Origin of the sequence: Rubinisphaera margarita, assembly GCF_022267515.1 — a bacterium.
Classification (GTDB): Bacteria; Planctomycetota; Planctomycetia; order Planctomycetales; family Planctomycetaceae; genus Rubinisphaera; species Rubinisphaera margarita.
This window is the reverse complement of sequence record NZ_JAKFGB010000012.1, coordinates 613,414-627,069: the sequence shown is the minus strand read 5'-3', so window position 1 is coordinate 627,069 and position 13,656 is coordinate 613,414. Positions and strand designations below refer to the sequence as shown.

At 57.7% G+C, this 13,656-nt stretch carries 8 protein-coding genes, 1 tRNA gene and 1 CRISPR repeat array; of the genes, 5 read left to right on the top strand and 4 right to left on the bottom strand.

Annotation, left to right across the window (positions count from 1 at the left end; translation table 11 throughout):
* Positions 1-116 precede the first annotated feature (116 nt).
* Both cas4g/cas1g and cas2 read left to right on the top strand, forming a co-directional pair.
* Complete coding sequence (cas4g/cas1g, locus tag L1A08_RS10910; RefSeq protein WP_238756426.1) at positions 117-1,916, top strand: CRISPR-associated endonuclease Cas4g/Cas1g; 1,800 nt, start codon at positions 117-119, stop codon at positions 1,914-1,916.
* Between the two features lie 26 nt (positions 1,917-1,942).
* The gene (cas2, locus tag L1A08_RS10905; protein WP_238756425.1) at positions 1,943-2,236 is read left to right on the top strand and encodes a CRISPR-associated endonuclease Cas2; all 294 of its coding nucleotides are present in this window, start codon (positions 1,943-1,945) and stop codon (positions 2,234-2,236) included.
* A gap of 237 nt (positions 2,237-2,473) precedes the next feature.
* Positions 2,474-6,502: direct repeats of the CRISPR family, unit length 36 nt; unit sequence GTCATCCGGTCTAACCATGACCGGCCCCATTGAAGC.
* Positions 6,503-6,732: 230 nt separating this feature from the next.
* On the opposite strand, the gene L1A08_RS10900 is transcribed toward cas2, so the two are convergent.
* The 4 genes from L1A08_RS10900 to L1A08_RS10885 all read right to left on the bottom strand — a co-directional run bounded on the left by L1A08_RS10900 (position 6,733) and on the right by L1A08_RS10885 (position 9,544).
* Positions 6,733-6,806 (bottom strand) — tRNA-Pro (locus L1A08_RS10900).
* 115 nt (positions 6,807-6,921) lie between these two features.
* Entirely contained in the window at positions 6,922-7,818 is an 897-nt protein-coding gene (locus tag L1A08_RS10895) for an ABC transporter six-transmembrane domain-containing protein (protein WP_238756424.1), read from the bottom strand.
* Positions 7,819-7,831: 13 nt separating this feature from the next.
* Positions 7,832-8,638 (bottom strand): hypothetical protein, encoded by an 807-nt coding sequence (locus L1A08_RS10890; RefSeq protein WP_238756423.1) that lies wholly within the window; start codon positions 8,636-8,638, stop codon positions 7,832-7,834.
* A gap of 63 nt (positions 8,639-8,701) precedes the next feature.
* Positions 8,702-9,544, bottom strand: a complete 843-nt coding sequence (locus L1A08_RS10885) for a multinuclear nonheme iron-dependent oxidase (RefSeq protein WP_238756422.1) — start codon at positions 9,542-9,544, stop codon at positions 8,702-8,704.
* A gap of 657 nt (positions 9,545-10,201) precedes the next feature.
* Here L1A08_RS10885 and egtB point away from each other — a divergent pair.
* Genes egtB through L1A08_RS10870 form a run of 3 tightly spaced genes read left to right on the top strand, consistent with a single transcriptional unit; the run spans position 10,202 to position 13,650 of the window.
* Positions 10,202-11,590, top strand: a complete 1,389-nt coding sequence (egtB, locus tag L1A08_RS10880) for an ergothioneine biosynthesis protein EgtB (protein WP_238756421.1) — start codon at positions 10,202-10,204, stop codon at positions 11,588-11,590.
* 45 nt (positions 11,591-11,635) lie between these two features.
* Positions 11,636-12,598 (top strand): L-histidine N(alpha)-methyltransferase, encoded by a 963-nt coding sequence (egtD, locus tag L1A08_RS10875; protein ID WP_238756420.1) that lies wholly within the window; start codon positions 11,636-11,638, stop codon positions 12,596-12,598.
* Positions 12,595-13,650, top strand: coding sequence for a ligase-associated DNA damage response exonuclease (locus L1A08_RS10870; protein WP_238756419.1), 1,056 nt, complete (start codon positions 12,595-12,597; stop codon positions 13,648-13,650). The genes egtD and L1A08_RS10870 overlap by 4 nt, the downstream gene beginning before the upstream one ends.
* Positions 13,651-13,656: the final 6 nt, after the last annotated feature.

Genomic DNA, 13,656 nt, shown 5'->3' with positions numbered 1-13,656 from the left:
CCAATCCTCAGGGAGGCTAATCGACCACGGATTATCGGGGCGGGTGAGGCCAACTCGCCGTGGTCTAGCTGAGGCAGTCGTGAGGCTGAGCCCCGGACTGAATCCTATGGTTTCCGATGATCTCCCCGTCCGATCCGCAGTCGTCCTCGACGGCTCATTCCACGGCGGCGACCCCTGGCGCCGCTCGCCAATCTTCAACTTCCAGTGGCTCCGAGGATGCGAATCAGCTGATCCCGGTTCGGATGCTCAACGAGTTCACTTACTGCCCGCGGCTCGGTTATCTCGAATGGGTTCAAGGTGAATGGGCCGAGAATATCGAGACCATGGAGGGCACCTTCGGGCATCGCAATGTCGACAAGCCGGATCGGAAATCGATTCCTGCTCGTAAGAAGTCGAACGACAATGGTGACCGAGACGAAGTCCAAAGTGACTCTGCCAATGGCGATTCAATTCACGCGAGGTCGATCACGCTGTCTTCCGACGCGGACGGAATCGTCGCCAAACTCGATCTGCTGGAACTCGATGGCGGCGTTGCCACTCCAGTGGACTACAAACGCGGGCAGGTTCCCGACAATCCGGAACAGTCCTGGGAGCCGGAGCGGGTGCAACTGTGTGCCCAGGGACTGGTGCTTCGCGCCAACGGATTCGAGTCGTCACAGGGCGTTCTCTATTACATTGCCTCCAAGCGGAGAGTCGTCATTCCCTTTGATGACGCACTGGTCGCTCGCACTCGTGAACTGATCGTGCAGTTCAAACAGGCCGCGGCGGAGGAGCAGATTCCGCCTCCTCTGGAGGATAGCCCCAAATGTCCGCGCTGCTCGTTGGTCGGCATTTGTCTTCCCGATGAAACGAACCTCCTCCGTGCCCCTGAAGAATCAGTTCCCGATGGCAACCGCATTCGCAAACTTCTTCCGGCGAAATCTAAGGCCCTGCCGCTCTATATCCAGCATCAGGGAGCGTTCGTCGGCAAGTCGGGTGACCGTGTGACGATCAAGCTGAAGGGAGAGGAACTGGCGAGCGTGCGTCTGCTCGACGTCTCGCAGGTCTGCGCATACGGCAACGTCATGTTCTCGGGAGCGGTGATCGCTGAACTCAACCGCCGCTCCATCCCGATCGTTCACAAGAGTTATGGCGGGTGGTTTCACGGCATCACGACGGGTTTGTCGCACAAGAACGTGGAACTGAGAATCCGCCAGTTTCGCACGGCCGACGACCCCGAAGCCGCTCTGACCATCTCCAGGCAATTCATCGCAGGAAAGATCAAGAACTGCCGGACATTACTGCGACGTCAACTCGGCTCGACGGATGATCCGGTTATCGCCAATCTGGCGGAGTACCGAAAGCGAGCACTGCGGGCCGACTCAGCCGAGACGCTCCTGGGGCTCGAAGGGATGGCCGCAAAATGCTATTTCGAGAAATTCTTTCCGATGATCTCAGGTATCGAACACTACGATGTCGACGGTCGCAATCGTCGCCCGCCGCGAGATCCCGTGAACGCGGTGCTCTCCTTCGTTTACAGCCTGCTCACCAAGGAACTGACAGTCACGTTGAATTCCGTCGGCTTCGACCCGATGCTGGGCTTTCTACACCGCCCCCGCTATGGCCGGCCTTCGCTCGCTCTCGACTTGGCCGAAGAGTTCCGTCCGCTGATCGCCGACTCGGTGACCTTGATGGCCTTCAACAACGGAGAGATTAATCAGGATTCGTTCATCGCACGAGCAGGTGCGGTTGCCCTGACGGACGCCGGTCGCAAAAGTGTGATCGCTGCGTTTGAACGCAGGATGGACACCGAGATCACGCATCCCATCTTCGGCTACAAAGTGAGCTATCGCCGAGTTCTGGAAGTCCAGGCCCGGCTGCTCGCCCGCTATTTGCTGGGAGAGATCGAGGAATATCCCGGCTTCGTCACACGATAGAAATTCGACTTTCTGCGAGGTTCCCCATGCGCAGCGTCTACCTGATTGCCTATGATATTGTCTGCCCAAAACGTTATCGCAAAATCTATAAAGCGATGTGCGGACATGGAGACGCGGTGCAGTACTCCGTCTTTCGATGCGAACTGTCCGACATGGAACTTCAGAGCCTGAAGGACCAGCTTTGGCCAGTGATGAACCTTCATCAGGACCGAGTCATGATCGTCGACTTGGGTCCGACCGAAGGCCGTGGCGACGAATGCATTGAATTCTGGGGAGAGCCACGAAGCTTGATCCCCGACCGAGCCGCAACGATTGTCTGAATCTGACAGAAGATCATTCACGATAGTCGCGAACCGTGGTAAAATGCGGCTCAGAATGCCGGGCGAGAGCTGCGGTGCCTCAAAAATCCCTGTCAGTCCTCGCAGCTCTAATGTGTTCTTTGGCAATCAGTAACGAAAAGGGCAATACGATGAGTAACCCTCTGAGAGCACTCATCTCCGGACCCCTCGCAAACCGCCTTGTAAGTCCTTTGTTTTTAGGAACAAAGGACGCGGGCGGTCATCCGGTCTAACCATGACCGGCCCCATTGAAGCCGGTCGTCAGCGTCATACTTGAGGTGTCGTTTCGCCTCGTCATCCGGTCTAACCATGACCGGCCCCATTGAAGCGATGGGGTCATTGAGGGGAGCCGGCTGGTCGGCTACTCGTCATCCGGTCTAACCATGACCGGCCCCATTGAAGCGTGCCGTAGCGCGGCCAGAGGTATTGCCAGCCGAGCGTCATCCGGTCTAACCATGACCGGCCCCATTGAAGCCCCAGCTCAATTTGCGGGTGCGGTCCGGCGACTCTCTGGTCATCCGGTCTAACCATGACCGGCCCCATTGAAGCAACGGCACTGATCATACTTCCTCCCGTTGACATCGAGTCATCCGGTCTAACCATGACCGGCCCCATTGAAGCATGCTTGGGCCTCACGGGCTACAGTAGGTTGGGTGGCCAGACAGGTCATCCGGTCTAACCATGACCGGCCCCATTGAAGCAGGCCGTGAATGAGTTTGGGCAGCCGATCAATCCCTGTCATCCGGTCTAACCATGACCGGCCCCATTGAAGCCCGAAATCGGAGCGGGCAACTTCCACAAGATCGAGGTGTCATCCGGTCTAACCATGACCGGCCCCATTGAAGCTCAATGATCATTGCCTGTATGGACTGGTCGGCAATCGTCATCCGGTCTAACCATGACCGGCCCCATTGAAGCATGATGTCCTGTCTTATCTCGCTCGGCGCCTGGGTGGTCATCCGGTCTAACCATGACCGGCCCCATTGAAGCTGTTGAGAGCGTGAGCACGGAGCGAGGATTACGCTTGTCATCCGGTCTAACCATGACCGGCCCCATTGAAGCTTCCAATATCATCGCGTCGATCGCTGAAGTCCGCTTCGTCATCCGGTCTAACCATGACCGGCCCCATTGAAGCCGGCGTCATTCGCAAGAAAATGCACGCTCCTCCGAAGCCCGGGGTCATCCGGTCTAACCATGACCGGCCCCATTGAAGCCCACAGCCACTCACGAGACCGTTCAATCCGCTTCTTGTCATCCGGTCTAACCATGACCGGCCCCATTGAAGCGTGATCTGCTACGCCGTGGCCTACGAATCGTCGGCATGTCATCCGGTCTAACCATGACCGGCCCCATTGAAGCGCCACCCCCTTCGCCGGCACCAACTGCTCGAACAATGTCATCCGGTCTAACCATGACCGGCCCCATTGAAGCCCGGAATACCTGTTTGTCGGAGCTTCGCGGCTCCCAGTCATCCGGTCTAACCATGACCGGCCCCATTGAAGCAAGGGGATGTCGCTTCGTGAGTCCGTCCTGAAAATCGTCATCCGGTCTAACCATGACCGGCCCCATTGAAGCCGATCGCGAGCCGGGCTTCAGCCTCCTTGTCTCCCTGTCATCCGGTCTAACCATGACCGGCCCCATTGAAGCGCATCAAGGGGCTCGCGAAGGTGCTTTCGCATTTGCTCGTCATCCGGTCTAACCATGACCGGCCCCATTGAAGCAAGAGGCAATCGCATGAAAATCCAGATCACCACAAAGTCATCCGGTCTAACCATGACCGGCCCCATTGAAGCTGGCTTTTCCCCCATGGGGGACACTTCTTGCCTATCGTCATCCGGTCTAACCATGACCGGCCCCATTGAAGCATAACCATCATTATCCTGATGCTTGTTTAGTTGATGTCATCCGGTCTAACCATGACCGGCCCCATTGAAGCGTAGCAGCGGGCTACGGTTGCGAAACGTCAGATAATGTCATCCGGTCTAACCATGACCGGCCCCATTGAAGCGCGTGCGGCTTTGCGTCTCCGGTTTATGCTCAACAATGTCATCCGGTCTAACCATGACCGGCCCCATTGAAGCCAGGCTCAGCAACAGCTGGCCGTGCTCGGACTGCAGCGTCATCCGGTCTAACCATGACCGGCCCCATTGAAGCCAGGTCGATAGCCTTCAGTTTCCCGGATGCGATCCAGGTCATCCGGTCTAACCATGACCGGCCCCATTGAAGCAAAAATCAGCGAGTCGTCATAGCCGCCGAGGTGCTGGTCATCCGGTCTAACCATGACCGGCCCCATTGAAGCCACTGGTGTGCAAGATCGCCCTTGTGATTCAGTTATTGTCATCCGGTCTAACCATGACCGGCCCCATTGAAGCCATTCGACATATCCAACCGGTCTCCATCCAAGTAAGTGTCATCCGGTCTAACCATGACCGGCCCCATTGAAGCCCACCCCTTCCGCTCGTCGTATGTCCGCTCGAACCGGGTCATCCGGTCTAACCATGACCGGCCCCATTGAAGCGGGTAGGAATACATCGCGCACTCCGCCAGCCCCCGCCGTCATCCGGTCTAACCATGACCGGCCCCATTGAAGCAGCACGCTCCAGCAATGGATGCTCGTGACCAGTCGGTCATCCGGTCTAACCATGACCGGCCCCATTGAAGCGTGGAATCCGTCGCCCGTTGTAGCGATTGATCCCCGTCATCCGGTCTAACCATGACCGGCCCCATTGAAGCGAGCAGATCATCGGCGTCAGTTGGTTGCGGGAGATCGTCATCCGGTCTAACCATGACCGGCCCCATTGAAGCGGGGTACGTGTCGACCACCCGAAACGTGCCCGTCGTGGTCATCCGGTCTAACCATGACCGGCCCCATTGAAGCACGAAATTATGGAAGATAGCTGACCAACGCCGGGTTGTCATCCGGTCTAACCATGACCGGCCCCATTGAAGCAAACGGTCAATTGACGATGCAAAACGCCAGACGCGTCATCCGGTCTAACCATGACCGGCCCCATTGAAGCCGCGTCGGTGTAGACCACGATGTCGCCGATGGGCACGTCATCCGGTCTAACCATGACCGGCCCCATTGAAGCCGAGTGAGCCGTGAGCCGTGAGCCGTGAGCCGTGAATCATCCGGTCTAACCATGACCGGCCCCATTGAAGCACTCACTGTGCAGATGGCTGAAGCTCACCGCCTGCGGTCATCCGGTCTAACCATGACCGGCCCCATTGAAGCCCGACCACATTGTCGACGCGACCATCAATCGCCGATGCGTCATCCGGTCTAACCATGACCGGCCCCATTGAAGCAGCTCGCCGGCTGCTCTTCCACGCGGGTCATCTGGTCATCCGGTCTAACCATGACCGGCCCCATTGAAGCTCGCACTCTACCTCGCACACAGCATTATCAGGACTAGTCATCCGGTCTAACCATGACCGGCCCCATTGAAGCTTCTGAACGTGTGGCCGAAATGGCGTGAAATTCTCGTCATCCGGTCTAACCATGACCGGCCCCATTGAAGCTGCCAGTCGAACAACTTACCCGGCAGGTCAGAGACCGGGTCATCCGGTCTAACCATGACCGGCCCCATTGAAGCATGGACTGAATCACCGCGTCGACTGCTCGTTCGATCGGTCATCCGGTCTAACCATGACCGGCCCCATTGAAGCCTTGTCCACGAAGATGGCGATTTCTTCCTCAAGGGCTTGTCATCCGGTCTAACCATGACCGGCCCCATTGAAGCGAATAGTCGAACCGAGGAAAGAGACGTTTCGAGCGAGTCATCCGGTCTAACCATGACCGGCCCCATTGAAGCATTCCCTGAAGGTCGCCGGTTCGAATCCGGTCCCCGCGTCATCCGGTCTAACCATGACCGGCCCCATTGAAGCGATCATTCCCGCGCTCACGACTCCACCCCCGCGCCGTCATCCGGTCTAACCATGACCGGCCCCATTGAAGCGTGTAACTCTATCACTTGAGGCACGACTTGAGAGCCACGTCATCCGGTCTAACCATGACCGGCCCCATTGAAGCGACTGGCAGCGGTACGAGTACGTCGACCGGGTCCTGGTCATCCGGTCTAACCATGACCGGCCCCATTGAAGCGAGTAGACCGGCGCCTGGTACACGGGCGGGCTGTAGTCATCCGGTCTAACCATGACCGGCCCCATTGAAGCGCCTCCGTGGCCAGTCCGGCCCGGATGGTATCCACCGTCATCCGGTCTAACCATGACCGGCCCCATTGAAGCCAGCTCCTTTGGAGCCCGGGCTAGTCTTCGGCAGCAGCGTACTGACGGGACGGTTCTGGAAGCAGGGAAGGCTATGGCGAACTGTCGCTCCGGCTGCGACGGGTGCAACTGATCTTGTCCCACAGAACGACAAAAAGGTATCACCAAAGGTATCTCCGAGGGCAAATCCAGCCATCCCGCAGAGGCCAAAGAAAAACGCAACCTGTTTCCATGAAACAGGTTGCGTTATGTCGGGATGACAGGATTTGAACCTGCGACTTCTTGACCCCCAGTCAAGCGCGCTACCAGGCTGCGCTACATCCCGTGTGTGGGCTGAATCATAGTCATCCGGGCGGGGGGCTGCAAGTCGTTTGGTGGTTTGGGAAACGACCTCGCAGAAGCCCTGTTTTTCAGGTTTTCTCTCGCGTTTCCGCACAGATTTACAGGCGTCGGACGATGTCTTTCAGGCGGGCGAATTGTTCGACGAGGCGGGGGACCGTATCGATGCCCTGGACGAACATCATCAGATATCGGAAAACCGCGAAGATATCTCCCGCCAGAATGTTCGGAATTCGGCAGACGACGAGAAGCGCGAAGGCCATCAGCCCCATGACGAACAGCTCGGTCAGTCCTGTCGTGCGGGCTTCCAGATCCGACATGCGGACCCAGCAGCGGGTCATGGAGTTGTAGTGTGTGGCGACCTTTTCATCGGTCGCCTGACCGATGACATCGACTTCGTCCTCCCAGCGATCATGCAGATCCCGGCTGACCTTTTTGACACTCCGACTGTAGATCGCGTTCAGGACAAAAACCGGAAATGCGATGCAGAGGCAGGCGAGCACGATTCGCCAGTCGTAATAGAACAGCATTGCGATGGCCCCGATCACGGAGAAGAGAGCCGTGACCATGCGGGGAACCTGCTGTTCAACGAACGTGATGAACTGCCGCGAAAGCGAGGCGCGAGCCGCGACGCGGGACGTCGGAATGTCGGCCTTCCGTTGCGTGCAGACGAGCCGCGTGACCCGCTGCGCGTACATGTGCGAATAGACGCGGGTGTCGTACATCTGCCGGGAGAACTGCGTCGCCATATGAGCGGCATGTCCGAGCAGGAACCACCACAAGCCGCGATAGGAATCGCTGAGCAGATCGTTCACGGCCAGGCCGAGCAGAAATGGCTGCAAAAGCCTCAACAGATTCTCGACGATCAGCAGAACGTAGGCCAGAATGACGGGCCCGCGATTCTGCTGAAGCAGCGTCCAGAGTTCGCCCGTTACGGTGGAGGGGGGAGTGAGCGGAGAATCGGCGTCTGGAAGTGCAGCCGCGGCGGGGGCGTCCATCACGAAGCTCGATTCAACTGAAGGCGATCAAACGGAGAGAGACCAGTCCCTTGACGAATTCGCGAAGTTGGGCGGCATCGGCGTCGTCGGAAATCGTTCTCCAGGTTGAAAACGGGCAGGGCTGGATGTTCGCGAGCCGCTCGAGAATCATCTGGCCTTCCGGCTCGAACATCGCCGTCCGGACTTCCTCTTCATCGGCATAATAAAGGACCGAAACGGGAGGTTGCTCGCCTTCGTCCAAGAACTTCTGCGACTTGAGACAGGACCAGCTGATGATCGGATTGAGATGAACCGTGAGATCATCCCCCCGGTCGAGTTGCGGCAGCAGCGTCGGGGCGATGGTGACCAGTTCCTGAAACCGGACGTGCGCTCCGCGATTTTCTCGTGCGAGCCGTTCGACTTCATAGCGGGCTCGCTGACAGGAAATCGTGTCTTCCTGTTCGGGAGTCAGGTCCTGAGTCTCTTCCAGCCACTTCAGCATGGCGTCGCACTCTTCGGAACTGCCTTCGTAGGCGGCGACCGGTTGTGAGTCGGCGAACTCGACGGCCAGTTCTTCGAAGTTCGGGAAGTCCTCATCCTCCGAAACGAACGGCATCAGCCGAATCAGAACATCGATCCGCTTATCGAAGTTCCCGTCGATAAACATCTCGACGTGCTTCGCCTCGTATTGCTTGCCGAGGTAGGGAAGGACATCGTCGGTCCGGTTGCCGGCAATGGCCCGGGCCACTTTCTGAATCATGTCCCGATACTGCAGCTCGGCTGCTTCGGGAGACAACTCCTGTGGACTTGTCGAATCGGTTTGCTTTTCGGTGGAAGCCATCGTTGCACCCGCGGAAGATCTGGGGAAACATCAATCAGTCTATGCAAGGTCCTGGGACTGAACTCAGCTGTTCACGGTCGCCTGACTGGACGACGTTCCTTCGGCGAGGTCGTACATCTTGTGAAGCTCGCGGCGCCATTCTTCTTCGCCGGGGAACTCAGCATCGCGTTCAATGAAGACCGCATCGACTTTTCCCTGCCCAAGTTTCAGGGAGTATTCGTAAAGGTCCCAGACGTCATCGGGAATGGGCTGGGAGTGCGTATCGAAGTAGAGGCCCTGTTCTTCGTCGAAGAAGCCGCCGGCCAGGTGCATCTGCACCCGCGGTGCGTACGGCATCACTTCTTCCACGAACTCTTTGGGGTCGAACCCGAAGTTCCGCCCGTTGGCGTAGACATTCGTGACATCGAGCAGCCAGCCGACGCCGGTTCGCTGGAACATCTTCTTCAGAAACTCCGGCTCGCTCATTGTGCCTTCGAGCTGGAACAGGTAGGCGATTGTTTCGATGTAAAACGGGAATGGATCGACGTACTTCTGAACATAGTCGAGATTGCGACAAACCACGTCGAGCGCGGGTTGAGTCAGCGGAACCGGAGCGAAGTGTCCCATCTCGACTCCGCCTTCGCCATCGCGGGTGAACCCGAGATGATCGCTGATCGCCGTCGCATTGTTTTCGATGGCCACGCCCTTGAGCGCATCGAGATAGGCCTTGCCGGGAGGATCAGGACTGCCGACTGAAAGCTTGAGCGCATGGATGGCGACATAGTCGATGTCATCGCCATTGATGAAGCTCTTGGTCCACAGCGGTAGATCGGCATGTTCGAAGGTAATCTCGGCTGCGTTGAGCTTGGGATCCGAGAGAATAAACCGGTTTTCGCGGCGGACGGCGTAGCCAATTGCGGGCATCATCGCTTCGATCCCTTCCGTAGGGTTGGATCTGAGGGCAGAGGTAGAAAAATAGCTACCGCCCGCATTATGGAAGCGGTAGCTACAGAATTGCAAACCCTCTTTCGGCTTTAAGGACATTCCCGGTCTCCGCAGAGAACACGGCCCAATGTCGAGCAGTCCGAGGGATGGCGTTCAAGGTTTTCGGCAACAGCCGAGTCAGCGCCTTATCGGCAGCCGCAACCACGGCAACTGCGACAACTGCGGCAGGACCGGCAGGAGTTACAGCTTCGGCAGCGGCGACAGGAACGACAGCAACGACCGGCGGTCATCTGGCCAGATCGCAGCTTGGAAACTTCACGAACCAGTGCCGTTCCCGTGGATTTCGAAGTGACAGAATTCATTGCAGCGTCTCCCTTACGAAGGTGTCGTACCGAAGGCCCGCCCAGTGCTGACCCTCGAGAAGTTCAACGACGTCTGAAAGTGTCGTTTCCCCTCCGTACTTCCAAGCGGGAAGTCATCGCCACAGGGGACGCGATTTCCGAAAACTTTATGGCTTTCGTGCCGAAACGAGCGGAATTCGCAATATTTCCGGCAGTTAGAGAGCTTTCCCGAGAGGGGGTCGCATTCCAGCGGAGGGCGTCTACTATGGATGGTGTCGACTTTCCCTGAGGAGCAGGCATGAAAAATGCGACACGAAGCATGCGACTGGAACTGCACGTGCCGCTCCGATCAGTCATTTCGCGTCCCGTTTTCACATCAAGGAACGTTGCCATTTCCTCGCCAGTGATTTCCCACGCTGAGTCCGTCGACATCTCGAAACTGGTCCGCCGCTATCAGACGGTCCGCCATCAGACCGAAGCACTCTGTGAACCGCTTTGCGCGGAAGATCAGGTGATTCAATCGATGCCGGATGCCAGTCCCGCCCGCTGGCATCGTGCTCACACGACCTGGTTCTTCGAGACGTTCATTCTCAAGAAGTTTCGGCCTGATTACCGGCCGGTGAATCCCGCTTTCGAAGTGCTGTTCAACTCGTACTACAACAGTGTCGGCGAACAGTTTCCGCGGCATCAACGAGGACTCTTATCGCGTCCGACCGTCGAGGACGTGGGGCACTATCGACGAGCTGTCGATGAGCAGATGCTCGAACTGCTCGAACAGAATGGGGACGATGCGGAACTGCGGTCGTTGCTTGAAGTCGGATTGAATCACGAACAGCAGCATCAGGAGCTGATTCTCACCGACATCAAACACATGCTTTCGTGTAATCCTTTGCATCCGGTCTACCGGGAGGACGCCGCGAAGAGCGCAACAGGCGAACCGCCTCCTCAGCACTGGGTCAGTTGTGAAGGAGGAATCGTGGAAATCGGAGCCAGCCCGGAAGGATTTCGCTTCGATAACGAGCTTCCTCGTCATCGGCTGCTGCTCGAACCTTTCCAGCTTTCGAGCCGACTGGTGACCAGTTCCGAGTATCTCGAGTTCATGCGGGATGGCGGTTACGAGCGGCCGGAGTTCTGGCTTTCGCTCGGTTGGAACGTCTGTCAGCAGGAAGGGTGGAGGGCGCCCCTCTACTGGCATTCGACCGGAGATGGCTGGTCACAGTTCACGCTGTCCGGTTTGCGACCGATCGCCCCACACGAGCCGGTCTGCCATGTCAGCTTCTTTGAAGCGGATGCCTTTGCCCGCTGGGCCGGTTATCGCCTGCCGCTGGAAGGGGAATGGGAGACCGCAGTGGCGGCCCTTGTCGGGGATTGTCCTGCGACGCGTTCCGGCAATTTCGTGGAGTCGGAAACATTCCACCCGCAGCCGGCGAAACGCGATTCGCAATTCCACCTGCAGCAAACGTACGGCGATGTCTGGGAGTGGACGGCTTCTCCTTACGTCGCCTATCCGGGATACGTCACGCCGCCGGGGGCGATCGGCGAGTACAACGGCAAGTTTATGTGCAATCAGTACGTCCTTCGAGGCGGCTCCTGCGTCACGCCGGGAAGCCATATTCGCGGGACCTATCGGAATTTCTTCCCGCCGGAAGCCCGCTGGCAGTTTTCTGGCATACGCCTTGCGAAGTGATCGGACCAGTTCACACATATTCCAAGCTCGCAGAGAAGGGCCTTTATGAACCAGCACAGTCTGACAACGGCAACCGAAGCTCAGGCCATTGAGGAATTTCGTTCCGACGTCCTCCGGGGACTCTCCCAGCGTCGAAAGCGACTCTCCAGCAAGTATTTCTACGATGAAGAAGGCAGTCGCATCTTCGATCAGATTTGTGAACTTGACGAATATTATGTGACGCGAACTGAAATGCAGATCATGGAGCGTCACGTCGAAGAGATGGCCGATGCAATTGGCCCGAACAGCATGATCATCGAACCGGGAGCCGGGAGCAGTTTGAAAACGCGGCTCTTGCTGGAGCACGCGGCCCCGGGAACGAGTTACGTGCCGATCGATATTTCCCGCGAGCACCTGTTTCGTTGTGCGGAACAGATCGCGTTCGATTTCCCGCAGATCAACGTGACGCCGCTGCATGCCGATTTCTGTCAATCCATCGACCTGCCGCCCGAAGCCGATAACGGGCAGCGTCGGGTCGTCTATTTCCCCGGCTCCACAATCGGTAACTTCGAAGTCCCGGTCGCACAACGACTGCTGGAGCAGATCGCCCATCTCGTTCAACCGGATGGCGGTCTCCTGATCGGCTTTGATCTTCGCAAAGACGTGAATGTTCTGGAACGCGCTTACGACGACCGTCGCGGGGTGACTGCGGCGTTCAATCTGAACCTGCTGCATCGCATCAACAACGAACTCGGCGGAACATTCGATATTGAGAACTTCCGGCACCGAGCCATCTTCAATGAGAATGCGAGTCGAATCGAGATGCACCTCGTCAGTGAATGCGAACAGACCGCTCGGGTCGGCGATCATCAGTTCCACTTTGAAAAGGGGGAATCGATCTGCACCGAGTATTCGCACAAGTACTCAATTGAGGACTTCAGCGACATGCTCGAACGGGCTGGCTTCCAGGAACAGCAGCTCTGGATTGATCCCCGAAAGTACTTTGCGATCGGATACTACAATCTGTGATCGACGCGCTCCCTCCATCAGCATCGGAACTGTTCACGCTCACCGATCGAGGGCTCTACTGCGAAGCAGGAGACTTCTACATCGATCCCTGGCGGGGTGTGCCGAAGGCGCTCATCACGCACGCGCACGGCGACCACGCCCGCTGGGGGAGCGAACAGTATCTGGCTTCGGAACAGTCCAAACCCGTACTCGAACGAAGATTGGGTGCAAACAGTGAGATCTCGTCGTTGCCCTACGGCGAGACACTGCAGATCAATGGGGTGAAAGTCTCTTTTCATCCCGCCGGTCACGTGCTTGGCTCCTCGCAGATTCGCATCGAGAAGCAGGGGCAGGTCTGCGTCGTTTCTGGCGACTACAAACTTGATTCTGATCGCACCTGCGAGAACTTCGAAGTCGTTCGCTGCCATACGTTCGTCAGTGAGTCGACGTTCGGATTGCCGATCTATCACTGGCCCGATCAGCAGGACGTCTTCGACAGTATGAATCGCTGGTGGCAGGAGAATGCCGCAGAAGAACGCCCTTCCGTGATCTTTGCCTACGGATTCGGAAAAGCCCAGCGGGTGTTAAGTGGGCTCAATCCGGAAATCGGGCCCATCTATTGTCATGGGGCGGTGGAGAAGATCAACGCGGCTTATCGCGAATGTGAGATCGATCTTCCGCCAACCGAATACGCCGGCCGGGCAGACGATAAGAAAGACTGGAGCAGGGCGATGATCATCGCGCCTCCTTCCGCTCAGACGACAACCTGGCTGCGCAAGTTCGGCAACTATGCGTCCGCGTTCGCCTCGGGGTGGATGACCGTTCGCGGGCAACGGCGGAGACGCAACATCGAACGAGGCTTCGTCCTCTCTGATCACGCCGACTGGCCGGGGTTGCTGGATGCCATTGAGCAGACACGAGCCGAACGGGTCTACGTCACGCACGGTTACAAACGCCCGCTCGTTCACTGGTTGAACAACCACGGCTACCAGGCGGCAGAACTCGACACCATGTACGAAGGAGAACAGGACGACGACCGCTCTGGCGACGACGAGGAGACAACAGCCCCGTAACAGCGG

Excerpts from the sequence above, each read along its gene's own strand:
- cas4g/cas1g (WP_238756426.1), top strand. The coding sequence starts at position 117 with ATGATCTCCCCGTCCGATCCGCAGTCGTCCTCGACGGCTCATTCCACG.
- cas2 (WP_238756425.1), top strand. The coding sequence starts at position 1,943 with ATGCGCAGCGTCTACCTGATTGCCTATGATATTGTCTGCCCAAAACGT.
- L1A08_RS10895 (WP_238756424.1), bottom strand. The coding sequence starts at position 7,818 with ATGGACGCCCCCGCCGCGGCTGCACTTCCAGACGCCGATTCTCCGCTC.
- L1A08_RS10890 (WP_238756423.1), bottom strand. The coding sequence starts at position 8,638 with ATGGCTTCCACCGAAAAGCAAACCGATTCGACAAGTCCACAGGAGTTG.
- L1A08_RS10885 (WP_238756422.1), bottom strand. The coding sequence starts at position 9,544 with ATGATGCCCGCAATTGGCTACGCCGTCCGCCGCGAAAACCGGTTTATT.
- egtB (WP_238756421.1), top strand. The coding sequence starts at position 10,202 with ATGAAAAATGCGACACGAAGCATGCGACTGGAACTGCACGTGCCGCTC.
- egtD (WP_238756420.1), top strand. The coding sequence starts at position 11,636 with ATGAACCAGCACAGTCTGACAACGGCAACCGAAGCTCAGGCCATTGAG.